The sequence below is a fragment of the Lentzea sp. NPDC102401 genome (genome assembly GCF_044765805.1).
Lineage (GTDB): Bacteria > Actinomycetota > Actinomycetes > Mycobacteriales > Pseudonocardiaceae > Lentzea > Lentzea sokolovensis.
In genome coordinates this window covers 143203-163749 of record NZ_JBIWKS010000009.1, presented here as the reverse complement: position 1 = coordinate 163749, position 20547 = coordinate 143203, and the positions used below count along the sequence as shown (strand labels likewise).

26 protein-coding genes are annotated in these 20547 nt (G+C 68.1%); 15 read left to right on the top strand and 11 right to left on the bottom strand.

Annotated elements, in window-relative coordinates; genetic code table 11:
* The first annotated feature begins 79 nt into the window (after positions 1-79).
* The 5 genes from ACIRG5_RS29210 to ACIRG5_RS29190 all read left to right on the top strand — a co-directional run bounded on the left by ACIRG5_RS29210 (position 80) and on the right by ACIRG5_RS29190 (position 5483).
* Positions 80-1333, top strand: coding sequence for an ABC transporter substrate-binding protein (locus ACIRG5_RS29210; RefSeq protein WP_402910290.1), 1254 nt, complete (start codon positions 80-82; stop codon positions 1331-1333).
* Positions 1330-2289 (top strand): carbohydrate ABC transporter permease, encoded by a 960-nt coding sequence (locus ACIRG5_RS29205; protein WP_402910287.1) that lies wholly within the window; start codon positions 1330-1332, stop codon positions 2287-2289. Before ACIRG5_RS29210 ends, ACIRG5_RS29205 begins: the two co-directional genes overlap by 4 nt.
* Positions 2289-3134 (top strand): carbohydrate ABC transporter permease, encoded by an 846-nt coding sequence (locus tag ACIRG5_RS29200; RefSeq protein ID WP_402910285.1) that lies wholly within the window; start codon positions 2289-2291, stop codon positions 3132-3134. The genes ACIRG5_RS29205 and ACIRG5_RS29200 overlap by 1 nt, the downstream gene beginning before the upstream one ends.
* Before the next feature lie 8 nt (positions 3135-3142).
* On the top strand, positions 3143-4327 hold the full coding sequence (locus tag ACIRG5_RS29195) for an ABC transporter ATP-binding protein (RefSeq protein ID WP_402910283.1): 1185 nt from the start codon (positions 3143-3145) through the stop codon (positions 4325-4327).
* A gap of 268 nt (positions 4328-4595) precedes the next feature.
* Positions 4596-5483, top strand: coding sequence for an SDR family NAD(P)-dependent oxidoreductase (locus ACIRG5_RS29190; RefSeq protein ID WP_093602373.1), 888 nt, complete (start codon positions 4596-4598; stop codon positions 5481-5483).
* Between the two features lie 44 nt (positions 5484-5527).
* Here ACIRG5_RS29190 and ACIRG5_RS29185 read toward each other — a convergent pair whose 3' ends face one another.
* Both ACIRG5_RS29185 and ACIRG5_RS29180 read right to left on the bottom strand, forming a co-directional pair.
* The gene (locus ACIRG5_RS29185; protein ID WP_402910281.1) at positions 5528-6034 is read right to left on the bottom strand and encodes an SRPBCC domain-containing protein; all 507 of its coding nucleotides are present in this window, start codon (positions 6032-6034) and stop codon (positions 5528-5530) included.
* Positions 6031-6333 (bottom strand): ArsR/SmtB family transcription factor, encoded by a 303-nt coding sequence (locus ACIRG5_RS29180; RefSeq protein ID WP_402910279.1) that lies wholly within the window; start codon positions 6331-6333, stop codon positions 6031-6033. The genes ACIRG5_RS29185 and ACIRG5_RS29180 overlap by 4 nt, the downstream gene beginning before the upstream one ends.
* 120 nt (positions 6334-6453) lie before the next feature.
* On the opposite strand from ACIRG5_RS29180, the gene ACIRG5_RS29175 reads away from it, so the two are divergent.
* Positions 6454-7446, top strand: a complete 993-nt coding sequence (locus tag ACIRG5_RS29175; protein ID WP_319980181.1) for a hypothetical protein — start codon at positions 6454-6456, stop codon at positions 7444-7446.
* 7 nt (positions 7447-7453) lie between these two features.
* On the opposite strand, the gene ACIRG5_RS29170 is transcribed toward ACIRG5_RS29175, so the two are convergent.
* Genes ACIRG5_RS29170 through ACIRG5_RS29160 form a run of 3 tightly spaced genes read right to left on the bottom strand, consistent with a single transcriptional unit; the run spans position 7454 to position 9467 of the window.
* Positions 7454-7930 (bottom strand): GNAT family N-acetyltransferase, encoded by a 477-nt coding sequence (locus ACIRG5_RS29170; RefSeq protein WP_402910275.1) that lies wholly within the window; start codon positions 7928-7930, stop codon positions 7454-7456.
* 9 nt (positions 7931-7939) lie between these two features.
* Entirely contained in the window at positions 7940-8806 is an 867-nt protein-coding gene (locus ACIRG5_RS29165) for a chromosome partitioning protein ParB (protein WP_402910272.1), read from the bottom strand.
* Complete coding sequence (locus ACIRG5_RS29160; protein WP_402910270.1) at positions 8796-9467, bottom strand: metallophosphoesterase; 672 nt, start codon at positions 9465-9467, stop codon at positions 8796-8798. Before ACIRG5_RS29160 ends, ACIRG5_RS29165 begins: the two co-directional genes overlap by 11 nt.
* A gap of 65 nt (positions 9468-9532) precedes the next feature.
* On the opposite strand from ACIRG5_RS29160, the gene ACIRG5_RS29155 reads away from it, so the two are divergent.
* The gene (locus tag ACIRG5_RS29155) at positions 9533-10612 is read left to right on the top strand and encodes a DUF2332 domain-containing protein (protein WP_402910267.1); all 1080 of its coding nucleotides are present in this window, start codon (positions 9533-9535) and stop codon (positions 10610-10612) included.
* Here the strand turns inward: ACIRG5_RS29155 and ACIRG5_RS29150 are convergent.
* Both ACIRG5_RS29150 and corA read right to left on the bottom strand, forming a co-directional pair.
* Positions 10596-10973 (bottom strand): hypothetical protein, encoded by a 378-nt coding sequence (locus ACIRG5_RS29150; RefSeq protein ID WP_402910264.1) that lies wholly within the window; start codon positions 10971-10973, stop codon positions 10596-10598. The two genes, ACIRG5_RS29155 and ACIRG5_RS29150, sit on opposite strands and share 17 nt — an antisense overlap.
* A 139-nt stretch (positions 10974-11112) precedes the next feature.
* A complete protein-coding gene (corA, locus tag ACIRG5_RS29145; RefSeq protein ID WP_402910262.1) occupies positions 11113-12183 on the bottom strand; it encodes a magnesium/cobalt transporter CorA in 1071 nt (356 codons plus the stop codon).
* A gap of 286 nt (positions 12184-12469) precedes the next feature.
* On the opposite strand from corA, the gene ACIRG5_RS29140 reads away from it, so the two are divergent.
* On the top strand, positions 12470-12973 hold the full coding sequence (locus ACIRG5_RS29140) for a MaoC family dehydratase (protein WP_093602356.1): 504 nt from the start codon (positions 12470-12472) through the stop codon (positions 12971-12973).
* A gap of 1 nt (position 12974) precedes the next feature.
* Complete coding sequence (locus ACIRG5_RS29135; protein WP_402910260.1) at positions 12975-13970, top strand: DUF2332 domain-containing protein; 996 nt, start codon at positions 12975-12977, stop codon at positions 13968-13970.
* A 29-nt stretch (positions 13971-13999) separates the two neighbouring features.
* On the opposite strand, the gene ACIRG5_RS29130 is transcribed toward ACIRG5_RS29135, so the two are convergent.
* On the bottom strand, positions 14000-14338 hold the full coding sequence (locus ACIRG5_RS29130; RefSeq protein WP_402910854.1) for an NUDIX hydrolase: 339 nt from the start codon (positions 14336-14338) through the stop codon (positions 14000-14002).
* A gap of 215 nt (positions 14339-14553) precedes the next feature.
* Between ACIRG5_RS29130 and ACIRG5_RS29125 the strand changes: the two genes are divergently transcribed.
* From ACIRG5_RS29125 to ACIRG5_RS29110, 4 genes are all read left to right on the top strand, one after another.
* Positions 14554-14712: a hypothetical protein gene (locus ACIRG5_RS29125; protein WP_169746024.1), complete on the top strand. Its 159-nt coding sequence runs from the start codon at positions 14554-14556 to the stop codon at positions 14710-14712.
* Positions 14713-14799: 87 nt separating this feature from the next.
* Complete coding sequence (locus ACIRG5_RS29120; protein WP_319980173.1) at positions 14800-15360, top strand: PH domain-containing protein; 561 nt, start codon at positions 14800-14802, stop codon at positions 15358-15360.
* A 36-nt stretch (positions 15361-15396) separates the two neighbouring features.
* Complete coding sequence (locus tag ACIRG5_RS29115; RefSeq protein ID WP_402910258.1) at positions 15397-16254, top strand: PHP domain-containing protein; 858 nt, start codon at positions 15397-15399, stop codon at positions 16252-16254.
* Between the two features lie 12 nt (positions 16255-16266).
* On the top strand, positions 16267-16881 hold the full coding sequence (locus ACIRG5_RS29110) for a MarC family protein (protein WP_319980172.1): 615 nt from the start codon (positions 16267-16269) through the stop codon (positions 16879-16881).
* On the opposite strand, the gene ACIRG5_RS29105 is transcribed toward ACIRG5_RS29110, so the two are convergent.
* On the bottom strand, positions 16878-17180 hold the full coding sequence (locus ACIRG5_RS29105; RefSeq protein WP_402910256.1) for an ArsC/Spx/MgsR family protein: 303 nt from the start codon (positions 17178-17180) through the stop codon (positions 16878-16880). The two genes, ACIRG5_RS29110 and ACIRG5_RS29105, sit on opposite strands and share 4 nt — an antisense overlap.
* A 98-nt stretch (positions 17181-17278) precedes the next feature.
* On the opposite strand from ACIRG5_RS29105, the gene ACIRG5_RS29100 reads away from it, so the two are divergent.
* Positions 17279-18118 carry a RecB family exonuclease gene (locus tag ACIRG5_RS29100; protein ID WP_402910254.1) on the top strand — a complete coding sequence of 280 codons (840 nt, stop codon included), beginning with the start codon at positions 17279-17281 and terminating at the stop codon, positions 18116-18118.
* A gap of 460 nt (positions 18119-18578) precedes the next feature.
* Positions 18579-18881 carry a hypothetical protein gene (locus ACIRG5_RS29095; protein ID WP_402910252.1) on the top strand — a complete coding sequence of 101 codons (303 nt, stop codon included), beginning with the start codon at positions 18579-18581 and terminating at the stop codon, positions 18879-18881.
* A gap of 37 nt (positions 18882-18918) precedes the next feature.
* Here the strand turns inward: ACIRG5_RS29095 and ACIRG5_RS29090 are convergent, their stop codons facing one another.
* Both ACIRG5_RS29090 and ACIRG5_RS29085 read right to left on the bottom strand, forming a co-directional pair.
* A complete protein-coding gene (locus tag ACIRG5_RS29090) occupies positions 18919-19557 on the bottom strand; it encodes a response regulator (protein ID WP_402910250.1) in 639 nt (212 codons plus the stop codon).
* Positions 19558-19662: 105 nt separating this feature from the next.
* Positions 19663-20547, bottom strand: a complete 885-nt coding sequence (locus ACIRG5_RS29085; protein ID WP_402910248.1) for a type II secretion system F family protein — start codon at positions 20545-20547, stop codon at positions 19663-19665.

The window sequence follows — 20547 nt, the reverse complement described above, 5'->3', positions numbered from 1 at the left end:
CCGGTGCGGCCGGTGGCACGACGAGGTGCCGGGCGCTGCGGTCTGGCTCCTCCGTGTAGTCGGGAAGGAGGCAGGGCCGATGGGTGCGACACGGCGCTATCGACTTGCCGCCGGAGTGGGAGCCGCGGTACTCGCGGCAGGAACGCTCACGGCGTGCGGGTCGGGCGACGGCGGCATCACCGTCAACGTCTACAAGTATCCCCAGGAGAACTTCCAGGCCATCGTCGACAGCTGCAACGCGAAGGCCGGCGGGCGATACAACATCGTTTACAACAAGCTGCCGCGTGAGGCGGACGGTCAGCGCGAGCAGATGGTGCGCAGACTCGCGGCCGAGGACGACAGCATGGACGTCCTCGGGCTCGACGTCACGTGGACCGCGGAGCTGGCGAAGGCGGGCTGGATCAAGGAATTCACCGGCTCCGTCAAGTCCCAGGTGGAGAGCGGCACGCTCAAGACGCCGCTCGACACGGCGACCTACGAGGGCAAGTTGTACGGAGCTCCGGACAACACGAACGTCCAGCTCCTGTGGTACCGCTCGGACCTCGTGCCCACGCCGCCGAAGACGTGGGACGAGATGATCTCCATGGCCGAGGCGCTGGTGGCGGAAGGGAAGCCCGGCCAGATCGTCGCGCAGGGGAAGCAGTACGAGGGGCTCGTCGTGCTGTACAACACCCTCGTCAACTCCAACGGCGGCACGATCCTCGACGAGAACGGCACCAAGGCCGTCGTCGACGAGAAGGCCGTGCAGGCGTTGGCGGCGTTGAAGAAGCTCGCCACGTCCAAGGCGATCGACCCGTCGTTCTCCAACGCGGCCGAGGACAACGCACGCCTCGCGATGGAGAACGGCAGTGCGGCGTTCCAGCTGAACTGGCCGTACGTCTACGCGGCGGCGCAGAAGAAGCCGGACTTCGCGAAGAACTTCAAGTGGGCGCCGTACCCCACCGTGAGTGGTGACGCCGCCAAGGTCACCGTCGGCGGGATCAACTACGCCGTCAGCAACTACACCACGCACGCGGACGAGTCGTTCGACGCGGTGTTGTGCTTGCGCGGTGCGGAAAGCCAGAAGGTCGCCGCGCTGAAGGACGGTGTGCCGCCGACCATCGAGGCCGTCTACGACGAGCCGGAGATGGCCGAGGCGTACCCGATGCGCGACGACATCAAGGAGACGCTGAAGAACGCGAGTGTGCGGCCGCGCACGCCCGCCTACCAGAACGTCTCGACGGTCATCTCCACGATCCTCTCGCCGCCCGCGAGCATCGACCCGCAGGCGACGGCGGACAGGCTGCGCAAGGAACTGCAGGACGCTCTCGACTCGAAGGGGGTGCTGCCGTGAGCCAGACAGCAACGGAAGACACGGCGACGACCGGGGCGACGCCTGCATCGGTCGCCCCCAAGAAGAAGGTCGCGCTGAGCGAGGGCAAGAGGGCCGAACGCCGACTCGGCTGGCTGCTCTGCGCGCCCGCCGCGATCACCATGATCGCGGTGACCGGCTGGCCGATCCTCTACTCGCTGCTGCTGTCGATGCAGAGGTTCGACCTGAAGTTCCCGGACCGCACCGAGTGGATCTGGTTCGACAACTACGTCACGGTGCTCAGCAGCCCGTACTGGTGGGACGCGGTCTGGGTGACGGTGTTGCTCACCGTCGTCACGGTCGCCGTCGAACTGGTGCTGGGCATGTCGCTCGCGCTGATCATGCACCGGGCGCTGGTCGGCCGCGGCATCGTCCGCACGACGACGCTGATTCCGTACGGCATCGTCACGGTCGTGGCCGCGTTCTCCTGGCGCTTCGCCTGGACGCCCGGCACCGGCTACCTCGCCGAGGCGCTCGGTGGCGATCCCGTGCTCACGGAGAAGATCCCGGCGCTGATGGTCGTGGGTCTCGCGGAGATCTGGAAGACCACGCCGTTCATGGCCCTGCTGCTCATGGCGGGCCTGGCGCTGGTGCCGGACGACCTGCTCAAGGCCGCCGCGATGGACGGCGCGAACGGGTGGCAGCGGTTCATCAGGATCACCGTGCCGATCATGAAGCCGGCGATCCTCGTGGCACTGCTGTTCCGCACGCTCGACGCGTTCCGCATCTTCGACAACCTCTTCGTGCTCACCGCGGGTTCGCAGGGCACGTCGTCGGTGTCGATGCTGACCTACAACAACCTGATCAAGGGCTTGAACCTCGGTATCGGATCCACGATGTCCGTGCTGATCTTCATCATGGTCGCGATCATCGCGTTCGTGTTCATCAAGCTCTTCGGCACCGCTGCCCCCGGCAGTGACGACGGAGGGAAACGCTGATGGCGGGCATCGGAGGAGCGGAGACCCCGGCCAAGAAGTGGGGCTGGGGCGTTCTCAACACGGTCGTCGTGATCTACGCGCTGATCCCGGTGCTGTGGATCGTGTCGCTGTCGTTCAAGTCGGCGGCGACGTTGTCCGACGGCAACTTCATTCCTCGCGAGTGGAGTCTGGAGAACTACCAGAACATCTTCTCGACGTCGGAGTTCACGCGGGCGTTGATCAACTCGATCGGCATCGCGATCATCGCGACCGCGATCGCCGTGGTGTTCGGCACGATGGCCGCCTACGCCATCGCGCGGCTGGAGTTCCCCGGCAAGAACCTGCTGGTGGGCGTCTCGCTGCTGATCGCGATGTTCCCGCAGGTCTCGCTGGTGTCCCCGTTGTTCGAGATCGAGCGCTCGCTCGGCCTGTTCGACACGTGGCCCGGCCTGATCCTGCCGTACATCACGTTCGCGCTGCCGCTCGCGATCTACACCCTGTCGGCGTTCTTCCGCGAGATCCCCTGGGAGCTCGAGAAGGCGGCGAAGATGGACGGTGCGACGCCGGGGCAGGCGTTCCGTCGCGTCATCGCGCCGCTGGCCGCACCGGGTGTGTTCACGACGGCGATCCTGGTGTTCATCTTCTGCTGGAACGACTTCCTGTTCGCGATCTCGCTCACCTCGACCGAGCAGTCGCGGACCGTGCCGGTGGCGCTGTCGTTCTTCACCGGCAGCTCGCAGTTCGAGGACCCGGCCGGGTCGATCGCGGCGGCCGCCGTGGTCATCACCATCCCGATCATCCTCTTCGTGTTGTTCTTCCAGCGCCGGATCGTCGCCGGCCTGACCTCCGGCGCCGTCAAGGGGTGAGTTGACCAATGGCAGAGATCGTTCTGGACAAGGTGACCAAGAGGTACCCCGACGGCGCGCTGGCCGTGCAGGAGGTCAACCTCGAGATCGCCGACGGCGAGTTCATCATCCTGGTCGGACCGTCCGGCTGCGGGAAGTCCACCACGCTCAACATGATCGCGGGCCTGGAGGACATCACCGACGGCGAGCTGCGCATCGGCGGGCAGCGCGTCAACGAGAAGGCGCCCAAGGACCGCGACATCGCGATGGTGTTCCAGTCCTACGCCCTCTACCCGCACATGACGGTGAAGGAGAACATGGCCTTCCCGTTGCGGCTGGCCAAGGTCGACAACGCGACGGTGGAGAAGAAGGTCAAGGAGGCCGCGGAGATCCTGGACCTCACGCAGCACCTCGACCGCAAACCGTCCAACCTGTCCGGTGGCCAGCGGCAGCGCGTGGCGATGGGCCGCGCGATCGTGCGCAACCCCAAGGCGTTCCTCATGGACGAACCGCTGTCCAACCTGGACGCCAAGCTGCGCGTGCAGATGCGCACCTCGGTGTCGCGCCTGCAGAAGCAGCTCGGCACGACCACCGTGTACGTGACGCACGACCAGACCGAGGCGATGACCCTCGGCGACCGGGTCGTGGTCATGCGCGGCGGTGTCGTGCAGCAGATCGGCGCGCCTCAGTTCCTCTACGACCAGCCGGCGAACCTGTTCGTCGCGGGCTTCATCGGCTCCCCGTCGATGAACTTCGTGCCGGCGACGCTGGAGAACGGCTCGTTGCGTTCGATCCTCGGCGACGTGACGCTGACGGACCGGGTGCGGCAGCTGGTGGAGGGTGCCGACGCGCCCCGCGAGGTGATCATGGGCATCCGCCCGGAGCACTTCGAGGACGCGGCACTGGTCGAGGCGGCGGCGCTGTCGTCGGGCGGCAAGTTCACGCACCAGGTGGACGTGCTGGAGTCGATGGGCTCGGACAAGTACGCCTACTTCAACCTCACGGGCGAACAGGCGGCCTCGGCGGAGCTCCAGGAGCTCGCGGCGGACGCGGGATCGGACGACGTGCCGGGTGACGGCATCTCGCTCGTGACGCGGCTGTCCTCGGCGTCCGACGCGGTGGAAGGCGCTTCGTCGGAGATCTGGTTCGACGCGGACAAGGTGCAGCTCTTCGACCCGTCCAACGGCAGGAACCTGACTTACACGGAACGGTGAATTCTCGTTTTCCGGGCCGCCTTCCCCTCGCGGGAAGGCGGCCCGTTTTTGTCACTCGAACGAGTGAGGGCTAAAGCCCTCGTGCACCTGGGACTGATTAGTCCGGCCCTATCTGCCCTGCCGAACTCGGTTCGCCATTGGGCGCTCGGCAGCGACATCTCATCGAAACGTGCTCTTCGCATCTCCGGACAGTCCGCACGCTTGTCGAAGGCGGGTACAGGACCACAGGGGAGTTCGGGAACCGCCGCCGAGTGAAAGAGAGCGTGCAATGGGGATCCTGGACGGTAAAGCGGTCGTCATCACGGGGGCAGGCCGAGGGCTGGGCGAGGCCTACGCCATGCACGCCGCCCTCGCCGGCGCGTCCGTGGTGGTCAACGACAACGACGGTGACCTGGCAGAACGGGTCGCGGAGCACATCCGCGAGTTCGGCGGCCGCGCTGTGGCCTCGAACCACACGGTCGCCGATCCCAGCGAGGCGGCCAAGATCGTGGACCTGTGCGTCGACGAATTCGGCCGTGTCGACGGCCTGGTGAACAACGCGGGCCTGAACTACGAGACCGCGCCGTGGGAGGACGACCCCGAGACGATCAAGCAGGTGGTCGAGGTGAACGTCCTCGGCGTCATCTATGTCGGAATCGCGGCAATGCGGGCGATGCGCGCCACCGGTGGCGGCTCCATCATCAACATTTCCTCCGGCGCCTCATTCGGCCAGCGCAAACTCGCCACCTATTCGGCGACCAAGGGCGCGGTGGCCTCACTGAGCTACTCGTGGGCTCTCGACCTGGAGTCCGAAGGCATCCGCGTGAACGCCGTGTGCCCTGTCGCGCACACGCGGATGGTGTGGAAGTCGGAACGTTCCCTGCGCGCCATCCCGGCTGACCGGACGCCGGGCAAGGTGGCGCCGCTCGTGCTGTTCCTGCTCTCGGACCGCGCCGAGGGCATCACCGGGCAGGTCATCCGGTGCAACGGCAGGCAGCTGCACATCGTCGGGCAGCCGTACTTCAAGCAGCCGATCCTGGAGAGCGACAACTGGGACACCGCTTCGGTGGAGCGGGCGTTCACGGGCGTGTTGCAGGCCCACCTCGAACCGTACGGGTTGGAGAAGAGGATGCCTCCCCGGCTCCGTGCGCTGGTGGAGCCTTCACAGACCGCCTGAGCCCGCGGGGGAGGTGTCGCTCGGCGCCCCGGGCGGCGCCTCCTCTACTTCCAGGCCGGATACGCGGGCGCGACCTCGGCGTAGCGCTCGCTCCAGTTCGGCGGGGTCTCGTTGCGCAGGAAGGCTTCCGCGCGGTCGAAGAACGCGTGCGTGCCGGGCGCGAATCCCTTGGCGTTGCGTTCGGACAGTCTGCGGTGGGTGAACTGGAGCAGGGTCTCGTCGCCGTCCGCGGTGAGCTCGTAGCGTACGACGCTGTCCTCCACGATGCGCTGGTGCCACTCGTGTTCGAAGACCGCGCGGCCGTTCGCCGGCGGCTGCCACGTCAGGATGCGGCCCGTGACGCGCTTGGCCTCCATCGGCGCGGGCGGGTCCTCGGGCTCGATGACGACCGTTTCGCCTTGCGGATCAACGGTTCCCTCACCGAACCACGCCTTGCGCTCGGCGTCGTCGGTGATGGCCGCCCAGACGCGGTCGATCGGGAACCGGAACCTGCGGTGGAACGTGAGGACGGCGTGCTCGCCTTCGGCGGTGATGGTGCCGAGGTCGTTCATTCGTTCTCCAGGTGCTGTCGAAGTGCGTCGAGGTGATCGCGCCAGAAGTGGCGGTACGGGGTGATCCAGTCGTCGATGCGTTGCAGGCCATCGGGTTTGAGCGCGTAGACGCGGCGCTGACCGTCCGGTCGCACCTCGACCAGGCCCGTCTCCCGCAGGACGCGGAGATGGCGGGACACGGCGGGCTGGGTCAGCGCGGGCAGGCTGTCCACGAGTTCACCCGCGGTGCGTTCGCGTTCGGCCAGCAGGCTGATCAGGTGCCGCCTGTTCGGTTCGGCTACTGCCTCGAAGACGTCCACGGTCAGTTTTATAACCCAGCACGTATATAAGCGCAAGTGCATATAGGCGTCCTGGTGACGTTTGCGCACGTCACACGGATGGCTGCGGAAATTGTCAGTGTCGCCTGTCACCATCGGGACATGGCCGAACGTAAACCCAGAGTCACCGACTGGAGACTTGTCGTGCAGTCCCGGCTCGACCGGGTGCGCGCGGATCTGGCCGCGCTCGGCCCGTCCGATCCGGTCGATCCCGAGGGCGACGTGTGGCGTCGCACGGCCGAGGAGCAGGCCGCCGTGGTCGAGGCGATGCTCGGCAGTCGCGAGCCGTGGTGGCGCATGCTGCCGTCGTGGTGGTCGGGCTGGCACATCGAACGTGCCTGGCGCGCCCTGCACGAGGCCGAGGTGGCCACGATCTCGGCGGAGCGCGGGTTCCTGGGGCGGTTGCCGGGTCTGCAGGCACGGGTGGCGCAGTACCTGGACGACGACGATCCGCGCCGCCGAGCCCTGGAAGCGTTGCGGCCGGGGGAGTTCACGCCCGCGGTCGAGCGCGCGATCGTGGTGGACGCGCTGCGTGCCGCCTACGACAACTCCGACTTCGCGCACGCGGGCTCCCGCGCGCTGCGCAACAAGCTGATCGCCGCGTCCCTGGTGCTGTTCGTGATCAACACGGTGCTCGGCGTCGTCGGCATCGTGAAGCCGGGCATCATCCCGCTGTGCGTCGACCCGAAGGAGAACGCACTGCCCACGGTCTGTCCCGGCGGCACGGCGAAAGCGTCCGGTGTGGACGTGTGGCTCGTGCAGGTGCTCGGCTCGTTCGGCGCGGTGCTGGCCTCCGTGGTCCTGCTCTTACGCCGCCGGCCATCGCTCTCGCCGTACGTGATGATCGGGTACCAGGCGCTGATCAAGATCATGCTCGGGGCGGCACTGGCGGTGGTCGGCATCCTGGCACTGGGCGCCGGCGTGACGAGCGGGCTGATCGGCATCCCTTCGGCGGCCGCCTTGCTGCTGTGGGCGGTCATCTTCGGCTACGCGCAGCAGATCGGCACCCGGCTGCTCGACAAGTACACCGACGAGGTGCTGGACCAGGCGCGGCCGCTGCCGGACGCGGACGGGCCGCGGGTGGCACCCCGGTGAGCGCGGGTCAGCCGGCCGTGCGCTGGTAGCCGATCAGCTCGCCGGTGCTCTGGTACCGGGTGAAGCCCGCCTTCTCCAGCACGCGGGCGGAGGCGGGGTTGGCCGGCTCGACGTTCGCGTGGACGGTGTGCACGCCGTCCAGCTCCAGCGCGAACGCGGTCAAGGCTGCGGTCGCTTCCGAGGCGTAGCCGCGTCCCTGGCGCGAGGGCACCACGCCGTAACCGATCTCCACCCTGCCGTCGGAAGGAGGCCAGAACAGGCCCAGCGATCCCACAACTTCATCGGTTGCCCGCTCGATGATCAGGCGATGGCCGGACGGAGACAGCCAGACCGGGTTCTCCAGGAGCACCCCGGCGATCACGACGTCGCCCTCGGAGGGGAAGTCGGCCGCCCACGACGGCAGGCGCGTTTCCCCCACCACGGCCTTCACGTCGAGCTCGGACCACGGACGCAGGATCAGGCGTGCGGTTACAAGATCAGTCACTCGGGCACGCTAGCCACGACCGGTGCGGCCGTGCGAGCGAGTTTCCTCGCGCACGGCGTTGATGACCTCGGCGTCCCATCGGTGCGTGCGGATGAGCCGGTACCGCTCCGCCGCGACCCACATGTACGCCTCGGTCTCGGTCCGGGCGCCGATCATGTCGGCCTGCCGCAGCATCGCCACGACCGGCGTGTACTCCTCGGCGTACCAGCGGCGCGCGACCTCGGCGCGGTCGAGGAACTGGCCCGTGTCCTGCATCAGCCGGAACCCCCACGCCTCGACGTGCTCGCCGAGTTGGGCGTAATGCCACGGGTCGGACAGCACCACGGCGGCACGGGCCTCGCCGGCCAGTGGCACGCGGTCCAGGAAGAGGCGCCGGTAGTCCTTCACGATCAGGTCGCCGCGGTACCGGATGCCGGAGGAGTTGATCCGCGTGATCACCTGCGTCACGTACGCGTCGATCGTGGTCAGCCCGAGGGCGTGCGCGACCGACACGCGGTGGTGGCCGTCCATGATGAAGTGCAGCTCGCCGATCCGGTAGACCTCGATCGGCGGCACGCTCTCGCCCCGGCGCGCGGCCAGGGCCAGTCGCTGCCACCGCTCGCGGACGCGGCCGGACGTCGGGCGGAAGCGGCGGTCGAAGTCGCGGGTGCGGTCGACGCTGCCGACGATCGAGTCCAGCCGGATCGACTGCAGGCCCAGGCGCTTCTCCGACGCCATGCCCAGCGCCTCCACCACCTCGTGGAACGGCAGCATGATGTTCACGTCGTCGGGTTCGCGGCGCAGCCAGGCGGCGAGACGCGACATCACCTGGCGCCGGCGGGCGCGCAGGAAGTCGCTCTCGGCGTCGGCGACGGGGAAACCGGTGTCACGTCTCATCGCGACCTCCCGAGATGTCCAGCACCTTCTGCGGAACCACGTTGATCACCCGGGTCGCGCCCAACGCGCGGTCCGGGCGTGGATGGCCGTGCGGATGAATGTGGCCGTGCAGCATGAACGACGGCTGCAACCGCGAGACAAGTCCGCGTAAACACTCGAAGCCGCGGTGCGGCGCGTCGGGTTCGTCGCCGCAGTCCAACGGCGGCGAGTGGGTCAGCAGCACGTCCACGCCACGTCCGTCCCGCAGCCTGCGCCACCCGGCCAGCCGGGACACCCGGCGGGCGCGGCGGGCCTGCTGCCGTTCCGTCCACTGGTTCGGGCCCTTGTTGTAGCGGATCGAACCACCGAGACCGGCGATCCGCAGGCCGGCGACGTCGACCACGCGTTCGTCCGCGTTCACCGCACCGGCTGGACCTGGCCAGCGCACCGGAACGCCCGCCTTGGTCCACAGGCCGCGCACGTTCGAGTAGCCCGACAGGTCGATGTCGTGGTTGCCGGGGACGAACACCAGCGGCTTGTCCAGCGCGTTGGCCAGGTGTTCCAGGTAGTCGAACGGCAGGTCACCCGCCGCGACGATCAGGTCCACGCCGCCGTGCTGGTGCACCTGATCGGTCCACAGCTGTTCGACCACCTCGTCCGCGACAGCCAGAATCCGAGCCATCCCAGCACTGTAATGAGGACTTTCCCCACATGACGGGCGGCAGCGCTGCCATTAGCGTGTTCACCGTGCTTGCCGAGCTGTTCGCCACGGCTGCCCACGGATGCCGCGACCGCAGTCCGCTGACCCAGCGACTCCTCACCGACGCCGCCGCAGACCTCCGGCGGGGTGGCGTCACGACCAGGATCATGGCGGGCTCCGAACGCGACCGGGAGGGCACCGCGCCCGGTCTGCGGTTCGCGGGCGCCGTCCACCGGCTCGTGCTCGAAGGCCGCGCGCCGGGCCTCGCGAAGCACTACCCGTCCGTCGGAGGCCAGCCGAACCTGCCGACGCTGTGGGAGGACGCGCTGCCCGCTGTCACCGAGCACGCGGACGTCCTGCGGCAACGCGTCCTGGCCACGGTCGTGCAGACCAACGAACCCGGCCGCAGCGCGCCCCTCTACGGCGGCCTGATGGTCGCCGCGCAGGAGGCGGCGAAAGCGGCCGACAGGCAGGTGCCGTTCTGCGTGCGGCTGCTGGAGGTCGGCGCGAGCGGCGGGCTCAACCTGCGCCCGCACCACGTCGGCTACCGGCTTCCGGACACGGTTCTCGGCGATCCGGACAGCCTGCTGGTCCTCGACCCGGAGTGGACCGGCAGGCCACCCGCGGATCTGGGTCACCGGCTGCGCGTCGTCGGCAGGGCGGGCTGCGACCTCACCCCGGTCGACGTGTCCACAGAGGACGGACGGCTGCACCTGAGCTCGTTCGTCTGGGCCGATCAGCTCGGCAGGTGGAACCGCCTGAGGGACGCGCTCGACCTGGCCGCCACGGATCCCGTGAAGGTCGACCGGTCGGCGGGCCCGGAATGGCTCGCGAACCAGCTCGCCCGCGCCGAACGCGACGTGCTCACCGTCGTCTGGCATTCGGTGGTGTGGCAGTACGTCTCGCCCGCGGACAGGGCGATGGGCAGGGCCGTGCTGGCCGACGCGGCCGCGAAGGCGACACCCACGTCACCGTTGGCACTGCTGGTCTTCGAGCCGCGTCGCACGGACGACGACTACCGGTTCGAGCTGCTGCTGAAGCTCTGGCCGGCCGGGATCTCGCTGAACCTCGGCCACGGCGCGGGCCACGGCACGCCGTTCACCTGGGACGTCACCCCTTGGGAGTGACGACGGGGTTCACCACGTACCGGCCGTCCTGCATCTCCACGGGCAGCCGGAACTCCGCGCGGATGCCGTCGTGCGTGTACTCGACGACGACGGCACCGTCGCGGTAGACGCCACGCTCCACCCGTGCGGTCTGGAACTGGTCCGCGGTCGACTTCGCGACGTCCTCTCCGCCGACCGCCAGCAACGGCTCCAGCTTGTGGAAGTCGTGTGCGCGCAACGCGTTCGTCACCTCGGAGGCGAGTTCATCCGGTGACGCGGTGCCCGGTGACGGCCAGGCCGCGATGCAGACGAACACCATCGCGAGCCAGCCGATCGGGAACACCAGCAGCCAGAACCTGAGGTTCGTCAGCCGCGCTTTCACGTCAGGGCGTTCCGCTGATGAGCACGAACACGGTGGTGATCCAGCAGAGCAGGAACGCGAGGATCCAGAAGCGGATGTTGGTGAGAATTCTGGTCATGACAGGGCCCCTCTACAACGAAGGATGCGGGCGAAACCGGGACTAGAGCCAGCGATTTCGGCGCAGTATTCGGTAGAGCGTCAGGCAGGCGATCAGGACCAGGCTCATGATCAGCGGGTAGCCGAACTTCCACTTCAGCTCGGGCATGTAGTCGAAGTTCATGCCGTACACACCGACGACCATGGTGGGCACGGAGATGATCGCGACCCACGAGGTGATCTTGCGCATGTCGGTGTTCTGCTGCAGCGTGATCTTCGCGAGCGTCGCGTCGACCAGCGTCGTCAGCAGTTCGTCGAACGCGGTGACGCGCTCGGACACCTCGGTGAGGTGGTCGTCGACGTCGCGGAAGAACGCCCGCACCTGCTCGGGGATGAGCGGCGTGTAGCCCTCCGCCAAGCGGCGCAACGGGTTCGCGAGCGGCATCACCGCGCGGCGCAGCTCGACGACCTCGCGCTTGAACATGTAGATCTGCTCCGCGCTCACCTCGGTGCGCGGCGCGAAGACCCGTTCCTCCATGCGGTCGATGTCGTCCTCGATGTGGTCGGTGACCTCGAGGTAGTTGTCGACCACCTGGTCGGCGATCGCGTGCATCACCGCGGACGGGCCGATCTCCAGCCGCTCCGGGTCGGCCTCCAGCACGTGCCGCAGCTTGGAGAGACCCGAGTGGTTGCCGTGCCGCACGGTGATGACGAAGTCCTTGCCCAGGAACACCATGATCTCGCCGGACTCGACGATCTCGTTGGCGGTGTCGGGGGATTCGTTCGTCACGTAGCGCACGGTCTTGAAGACCATGAAGAGCGTGTTGTCGTAGCGCTCCAGCTTCGGGCGCTGGTGCGCGTGCACCGCGTCCTCGACCGCGAGCTCGTGCAGGCCGAACGTCTCCGCGATGCCCTCGATCTGCTCGGCATCCGGCTCGTGCAGGCCGATCCAGACGAACCCGTCCTTGCGCTTGCTGACCTCTTTGACGGCGTCCGTGTGCGTCCAGCGGCCGGGCAAGCGCTTGCCGTCCACGTACACCGCGCAGTCGACCACGTAGTGCGACAACGGCACGGCGATGTGCGGAGCCGGGCGCTGCTGGGCGCCACGTCCGCGGATCGAGGGCAGGCTGGGCATGGTGGGTTCCTCCAGGTACACACGCCGGCGTGAACGTGCTGATGCACGACGGGCGTCCTGACCGGTGGAACGGAACTTCTAGATGGATCTAGAAAGCCACCTCGGTGAGGACGCGCTTGGTACTGGCAGGGTGGGGGTCCTTGCTCATTTCGGGGTCCTCACCTCCTAAGGGCGAAAGGCACGGGTGGTGGAAATCCTCACACACCGGTTGCCGAGGGTACTCCCTCCGCGTAAAGACTGTCTCCCCACCTGAGTCAGATCTCGATCACACGTAGTTGGAGGCGCGGTGCAGTTCGGTCGGTACTACGAGGAGTTCGAGGTCGGAGCGGTCTACAAGCACTGGCCAGGCAAGACGGTCACGGAGTACGACGACCACCTGTTCTGCCTGCTCACCATGAATCACCACCCGCTCCACATGGACGTGAACTACGCGGAGAACACGACGGACTTCGGCAAGAACGTCGTCGTCGGCAACTACATCTACTCGTTGCTGCTGGGCATGTCCGTGCCCGACGTCTCCGGCAAGGCCATCGCCAACCTGGAGATCGAGTCGCTGCGGCACGTGAAGCCCACGTTCCACGGTGACACGATCTACGGTGAGACCGAGGTGCTCGACAAGACGCCGTCCAAGTCGAAGGACGACAGGGGCGTGGTCTACGTGGAGACTCGCGGCTACAAGCAGGACGGCACGGTCGTGTGCGTCTTCAGGCGCAAGGTCATGGTGCCGAAGCAGTCCTACGGTGACGCTCGCGGTGGCGAGCAGCCGGGACGCCCTGAACCCAAGGAGTGAAGTGACTTCTCTGGATCTGGCACAACAACGGTTGCGCGCGTTCGCCGAGGAGGCCGCGGCGACGTCGCCGCTCTACGAGCACCTCGCGTCGCGTGCCGCCGCCGATCCGGAGGTCGCCGAACTGCTGACCGCCGCCAGCGAGGACAACGCCACGGGCGAACTCCTGCTGGCGGCGGCGCACCGGCTGGTGCAGGCCGAGCCGTTCCACCAGCTCTCGAACTACTACCCGTCGCTCGGCGGCACGTACGGCGCCGACGAGAACACCTGGCCGTTGTTCCGGGACTTCCTGCTGGAGCGCGGCGACCGGGTGCGGACCCTGGTGAGCACCCAGGTGATCCAGACCAACGAGGTGCGGCGCGCGGCCCTGCTCTACCCGGCTGTCGTGGCCGCGGCGAAGCAGGCGGGCGGGCCGATCGGGCTCGTGGAGGCCGCGACGACCGCTGGCCTGCTGCTCGGGCTCGACCAGTACTCGTACCGCTACCAGACCGCGGAGGCCGGTCAGCTCGTCGCCGGGCCGACGAAGGCCGCGCTGGGGCTGCACTGCGCGCTGGAGCTCGCGCCGGGCGCGGCACTGCCGAAGCTGCCCAAGACGGTCAAGGTGGCCGCGAAGGCCGGCATCGGGGTGGCGCCCGCCGACCTGGCCGACGAGGACGCCTACGCGTGGCTGGAGGCCTGCGTGTGGGCCGACCAGCCGGAACGGCTGCGTCTGTTCGGGGTGGCCTGCGGGGTGCTGCGCAAGAACCCGCCGCGCCTGGTGACGGGCGACCCGCTCACGGACCTCGCCAAGGCGGTCGAGCCGATCGACGCGCCGCTCGTCGTGATCTCCAGCGGGTCCGGACTGGACCTCGTGCCCGCATTGTCGGCTTTGGGAAGACCTGTCTGGTGGGCCGCGCACGAGGCCGGTGAGCTGCGGCTCATCCAGGTGCGTGACTCAGGCGTGGAGACGACCACTCTGGCGACCACCGAGGCTCACGGGCAACGTCTCGTTTGGCGTTGAACGCGGCCCCACTAACGCGTGAACCCTGATCAGGCCCTGGGCAGGCAGTTCCACTGGGAGAGCGCTTCCATGAGGCCATCCGTGGTCGGAAGTGTGTCCAAGGTCGCACCGTCGACCCAAGCGACATCCGATGCGTCGTCGCCCGCTCGGAGCACACCCGATGTGACCTGGCATTCGTAGTCGAAGATCGAATAAACCCCATTCGGGGCCGGTCGCTCCACGTGGCCGACGAGGCGTCCAACGGTGACGGAGAGTCCCGTCTCCTCGACCAGTTCCCTAGTCACGGCAGTCTCATCTGTCTCATCTGGCTCCACGCGACCCCCTGGGATCGACCACATGCCCTCACCAGGAGGATTGGCGCGTCGCACGAGCAGTAGTCGCCCATTCGAGTCATGAACGATGGCTCCGACGCAACGGATCGTGCGCTTGCTGCTGGCCGTCACGATCACGAAGCGTAGTCACACCGGAACGGCGGTGCTCTTCGCTACCCCGGCTGCGGTACAAATCTCCCAAGGTGCTGAATCGTGCTGTACAACGGTCACGAACGGCGCCAAACGGGTGCGACGCGGACGGGGTGGACACCGTGAACTTGAAGAAGATTCTCACTTTCGCTGGAATCGCCTTGCTGCTCTTCTTCCTCATCGCGGAGCCCCAGCAGGCGGCCCAACTGGTGCAGAACATCCTCAACTCGCTGAGGACCGCGGCTGAGGCTCTGATCACCTTCGTGCGCTCCGTCTTCTAGGCTTCCTGGTAACCGGCTACCCATCGCGGTGGCCGGGGGAGCAGGATGGACAGGGCAGTGCCTGGTACCAGGAAGGGCTGGTAGCGCATGTTCGCACCACGTGATCCGGACGACTACCTGCTCCAGAGCGAGCGTCGGGTCATCCGGGTGCGCAGGCACTGGTCCTATCTGATCTGGGACGTCCTGGAGGCGGCGGCGCTGCTCGCCGGCTTCATGATGATCTCGTACCTGCTCCCGGCGAACGCGGGCGTGATCCAGAACGTGCTGTGGTACGGGGCTTTGCTCGTGTTGCTGCGCGTTGCGTACTTCATCATCGAGTGGTGGGTGGAGCGCATCGTCGTCACCGACAAGCGCTTCATGCTGACCTCGGGCGTCTTCGAGACCAAGGTCGCGATGATGCCCATCACCAAGGTCACCGACCTCACCTACGAGCGCACCGTGGGCGGACGCATGTTCGGCTACGGCACGCTCATCGTGGAGTCGGCGGGTCAGATCCAGGCGCTGAACCGCCTGGAGTTCCTGCCGAACCCCGAAGAGGTCTACGACGCCATCTCGGAGCTGACCTTCGGCGACAAGAAGGCCCAGGCCGAGCGGTTCTCGATGATCAAGGCTCAGCGTGCGGCGCGCGGCAAGAAGATGGTCCCGTAACACGGGTCGTTGGTGACGTCGTCCACACTGGACGACGTGGTCATCGATCTGCACACCCATTCGTCCGAGTCCGACGGCACCGACAGCCCCGCCGACCTGGTGAGGGCCGCGTCCCTCGCGGGACTCGACGCGGTGGCGATCACGGACCACGACACGGCGGCGGGGTGGGCAGAGGCCATCGCGGCGTTGCCTCCCGGGCTGAGGCTCGTGCGCGGAGCAGAGCTGTCGTGCTCCTCGCCGGACGGCTACGGCCACACCATCACCGTTCATCTGCTGGCGTACCTGTACGACCCGACGCACGCCATGCTGATGAAGGAGCAGTCCCGCCTGCGCGAGGAGCGCAGGCAGCGGCTGCAGAAGATGGCCGAGATGATGCAGGCCGACGGCTTCCCGATCGACCCGGTCGACCTGATGTCCCGCCTGCCGTTCGACGCGCCGGCCGGACGCCCGCACCTCGCCCAGGCGCTGATCCGCGCCGGGGTCGTGACGTCCGTGGACGAGGCGTTCGCGACGTTCCTGACCGGCGGCCAGTACTACGTGGGCCGCACCGACACGCCCGTCGAGCGCGCGATCGAGATGATCACCGAGGCCGGCGGCGTCACCGTGCTCGCGCACCCCTTCGCCCGTTCCCGCGGCCCCGTCGTGGCGCCTGACGTCGTACGATCGCTGGCTTCCTGTGGGTTGGCCGGTGTCGAGGTGGACCACCCGGACCACGATCCCGAGACGCGACGGTCGCTCCGTTCGCTCGCCGACTCGCTGGGCCTGATCGTCACCGGGTCGAGTGACTACCACGGCACGAACAAGACGGTGCGGCTCGGCGCGGAGACGACGGCGCCGGAGATGCTGGATGCTCTGGCCGAGAGGGCGACAGGCGGCAAGATCCTCGTCGGATAGGGCGGTGTTGCGGTGTTCAACCTGCGGCTCTTCATCGAGGCCTCGATCACGTTGCTGGTGATCATGGACCCGCCGGGGACCGTGCCCGTGTTCCTGGGCCTGGTGGGTCGCAAGTCCCGCGAGGCGCGCAAGCAGGCGGCACGGCAGGGCGTGCTGGTGTCGTTCCTGGTGATCACGCTGTTCGCGGTGGCCGGCAACTCGATCCTGGCCTACATGCACATCGGCATCCCCGCGCTGCAGGGCGCGGGCGGCCTGCTGCTGTTGCTGATCGCGCTGGACCTGCTCACGGGCAAGGGCGCGACCAACCACCCCGAGGTCGAGGACGTGAACATCGCCCTCGTACCGCTGGGGACACCGCTGCTGGCCGGCCCCGGTGCCATCGCCGCGACGATCGTGTTCGTGCGTCAGGCGGACGGGGCGTGGGGTTCTTACCTCGCTCTGGCCGCGGCGATCGTGGCCGTGCACCTCGTGCTGCTGGGGACGCTGCGGTCCGCCGGCCTGCTGATCAAGGTGTTCAAGGAGAGCGGGATCCTGCTGATGGCCAAGATCGCCGGTCTGCTGCTGGCCGCGATCGCCGTGCAGCTCGTCGCGTCGTCGGTCGCGGGCTTCATCGCCTCGGGTGTCTAGCGCTCGATGTGGGCTTTCGCGCCGTCGATGATGATCGGGCGTTCGATCAGGCTCGGGTTGGCGACCATGTGCGCGATCCACTGGGCGCGGTCGTGCTCCAGGTCCTTGGGGTAGGCCGCTTCCTTGGTGCGGGCGATCTCCCAGGGTTGCTTGTTCAGCAGCGTCAGGACGTGGTCCAGCTCTTCGGCCGTCGGGACGTCGTCGAGGTAGCGGCGTTCGGTGTACTCGACGCCGTTGTCGTCGAGGCGCTGCTTGGCGGCGCGGCTCTTCGAGCAGCGCGGGTTGTGCCAGATCTCCATGGGGCGAAATGTAGCGACCGACTTCCCGACGAACTCGCCGCCATCTGCGGAGCAGGGGCAATCAAAAACTGTCAGGGTGCCTGAGTAACTTGGTTGGGGTGGAACAACTCGGCTTCGACTTCGGCACCGCGGCACCACGTCGGCTCGTTCGCGTCACGCCCGCGAAGCTGTCGACGTGGACGAGCTGCCCGCGCCGCTTCCGCATGACGTACCTGGACCGTCCCTCGCCACCCAGGGGCGGCGCGTGGGCGCACAACACCCTCGGCGCCGTCGTGCACAACGCGCTGAAGGCCCTCTTCGACCTGCCGCCGGACCGCCGCACCCCCGACCAGGCCGTGGCGCTGCTGAACCGGCAGTGGAAGTCCGAGGGCTTCCGCGACGTAGACCAGGCCGCCGAGTACCGCACCCGCGCCCAGGGCTGGGTGCACGACTACGTGAGCGCCCTTGACGTCGACTTCGAACCACTGGGCGTCGAACGCTGGGTGTCGTCGCCGACCGAGCGCATCGTGGCCGAGGGCCGGGTCGACCGCATCGACTACCGCGACGGCGAGCTCGTCATCGTCGACTACAAGACCGGCCGCCACGTCCTGACCTCCGACGACGCGCGCGGCTCGCAGGCACTGGCCCTGTACGCGCTGGCTGCCCGCCGGACGCTGCGCAAGCCGTGCCGCCGGGTCGAGCTGCACCACCTGCCGTCGGGGTCGGTGGCGGAGTGGGAGCACACGGAGGAGTCACTGGCCCGGCACGTCCGGCGAGCCGAGGAGGCCGCGGACGAGATCGACCTGGCCACCGAGACGCTGAAGGCCGGCGGGGACCAGGAGGTCCTGTTTCCGCCGGTGACGGGGCGGCAGTGTCAGTGGTGCGACTTCCGGCGGAGCTGTCCGGAGGGGCAGGAGGCGGCGCCGCCGCTGGACCCCTGGGCGTTGCTGGCGCCGTAGCCGGATGCGGAACCCTTGGGCGTGCTGGCGCCGTGGCTGGCGCGGAACCCTTGGGCGTGCTGATGCCGTATTCGGTGCGGGACCCGTGGGCGTGCTGGCGCCGTGGCTGGTGCGGGACCCGTGGACGTGCTGATGCCGTGGCTGGCGCGGGATCCCTCGGCGTTGCTGATCCCGTAGCCGGTGCCGGACCCGTGGGCGTTGTGAGCGCCGTAACCGGCGCGGGGCTCCCGAGCGTTGCTAGCGCCGTAGCCGGCGCGGGGATTCCTGGGCGTGCTGACGCCGTAGTCGGCGCAGCACCCCTCTGGTGTGCTGGTGCCGTCGTCAGCGACTGGCCCCTGTGCGTTGCCGGGGTCGTAGCCGCGACCGGAAGGGTGCCTGGAGTGCGGCTTTTGTCGTACACGGCCGTCGCGGTGTCCGGGGTATGACTACCCGCGCAACCCGGACCCGTAGGGTGGCGGGAGTGGACGTGGAAGCAGCGAAGCGACCGTCGCGGACCTACGGAATCCTGCGCGCCGTGAGCGGAGTGCTCGCGGTGGGCCTGGTGCTGCTCGCTTTGGGGAACATCGGCGTCCAGTTCTACGCGAACTCCCGCGATCTGCCTGGACCTGGGACGTTGTCCGTCATTGCGCACGTCGTGGCGGCGTTGCTCGTGGTCGGCGCTCAGATCGTGGCCGACCGGTACGCGGACTGGAAGGCGCCGGTCGCGTCGCTGGCGGTGCTGGTCGTGAGCGCCGCGACGCTGTGGACGTTCTGGTGGGCCTGACTCGCTGATCCGGTGGGGACCGGGCGGCTCTCCGGACTCAGGCGGACGCGGCGTCGCTGTGGATCAGGCCGATGCTCAGGGCCTTCATCAGGGCCTGGGCGCGGTTGGAGACGCCCAGCTTCTCGTAGAGGCGTGAGACGTAGGTCTTGGCCGTCGACGGTGAGACGAACAGGATGCGCGCGATCGTCGGGATCGACTCGCCCTGGCCCAGGAGGATGAGCACCTCGCGTTCGCGCGGGCTCAGCGTCAGGCGTGCGGTGTGGCGGCGGGCCATGGCCGTGGCGAGGCCCGTGGCGGTGAACGACGAGGCCGCCACGGAGGCGTGGAGGATCGCGCAGAGGATTTCCTCGACGGGGGCGGACTTGCCCACGAACGCCGAGGCGCCGGTCTCCAGTGCGCGGAAGAGCACGTCGTCCTCGCCGTGTGAGGTGAGGACGACTATGCCCAGCGCCGGATAGCGGTCGCGCAGTTCGCGGGCCAGGCGCAGGCCGTTGCCGTCCGGCAGGTTCACCGCCACGGTGACCACGTCCGGAGCGGCCGCGGCGATGATCGCGTGGGCGTCGGCCGCCGTGCTCGCCTCGTCGACGACCTTCAGGTCGGGGTTCTCGGCGGCGAGCATTTTCAGGCCGAAGCGGGTGAGTGTGTGTCCGTCGACGACAACGACTTTGACTTCCATGAGCCGCCCCTCTCGCTGAAGGTTCAACCCGCATGTCGTTCCAGACACAGCAATTGGTTACACCGAACGGAGTAACAGAGTCCTCGGTCCTGAAAGGACAGGGACCTACAGATTCATCAGCACGCGGGCGATGCTGATGGCGCCGGGGCCGATGATGATCACGAACATGGCCGGGAACAGGCACGTGATCAGCGGGAACAGGATCTTCACCGGCACCTTCTGGGCCTGTTCCTCGGCACGTTGACGGCGGCGGACACGCATTTCGCGAGCCTGTTCGCGCAGCACGGAGGCGATCGGGACGCCCAGCTCGCCGGCCTGGGCCAACGCCGAGACGAACGCGCGGAGCTCGGCGACGGTGGTGCGCAGGGTCAGGGCTCGCAGCGATTCGTTGCGAGACTTTCCTATTTGCATCTCCTGCAGGACGCGGGCGCATTCCTGGGCGAGCGGGCCCGTGGTGTTGCGGGCCACCTGGGCCATGGCCGCGTCGAAGCCGAGACCCGCCTCCACGCACACGGTGAGCATGTCGAGCGCGTCGGGCAGCGCGCGGCGGATCTTCTCCTGGCGCTTCTGGCCCGCGTTGAGCAGCAGCAGGTCGGGCAGGAAGAAGCCGGACACGGCACCGAGCACGAGACCGGCGACGAGCCAGCCCGCCGAACGCACGCCGAGCAGCCCGCCCAGCCCCGCACCGAGCAGCAGCCCGAGGCCCTTGGCGGCCAGCACTCGGTCCGGTGTCCACGTGACGGGGTTGCCCGCGAGGTCGAGGCGGCGTTGCAACCCCGACGCGACGCCGGCCGGGGACAGCCGCAGAGCGATCGACCGCAACCAGCTCGGCGAGACGACGGCGTCCGGCTTCGCCGCCACCGAGGCCGAGTAGCTCGTCTCGATGAGCGCGAGAGAACCGGCTGCGGTGACGCGTGGCTTCACCACGAGAGCGAAAGCCCCGAGGAACACCGCGAGCAGCAGGCAGCCAACACCGAGGTACAGCGCCAT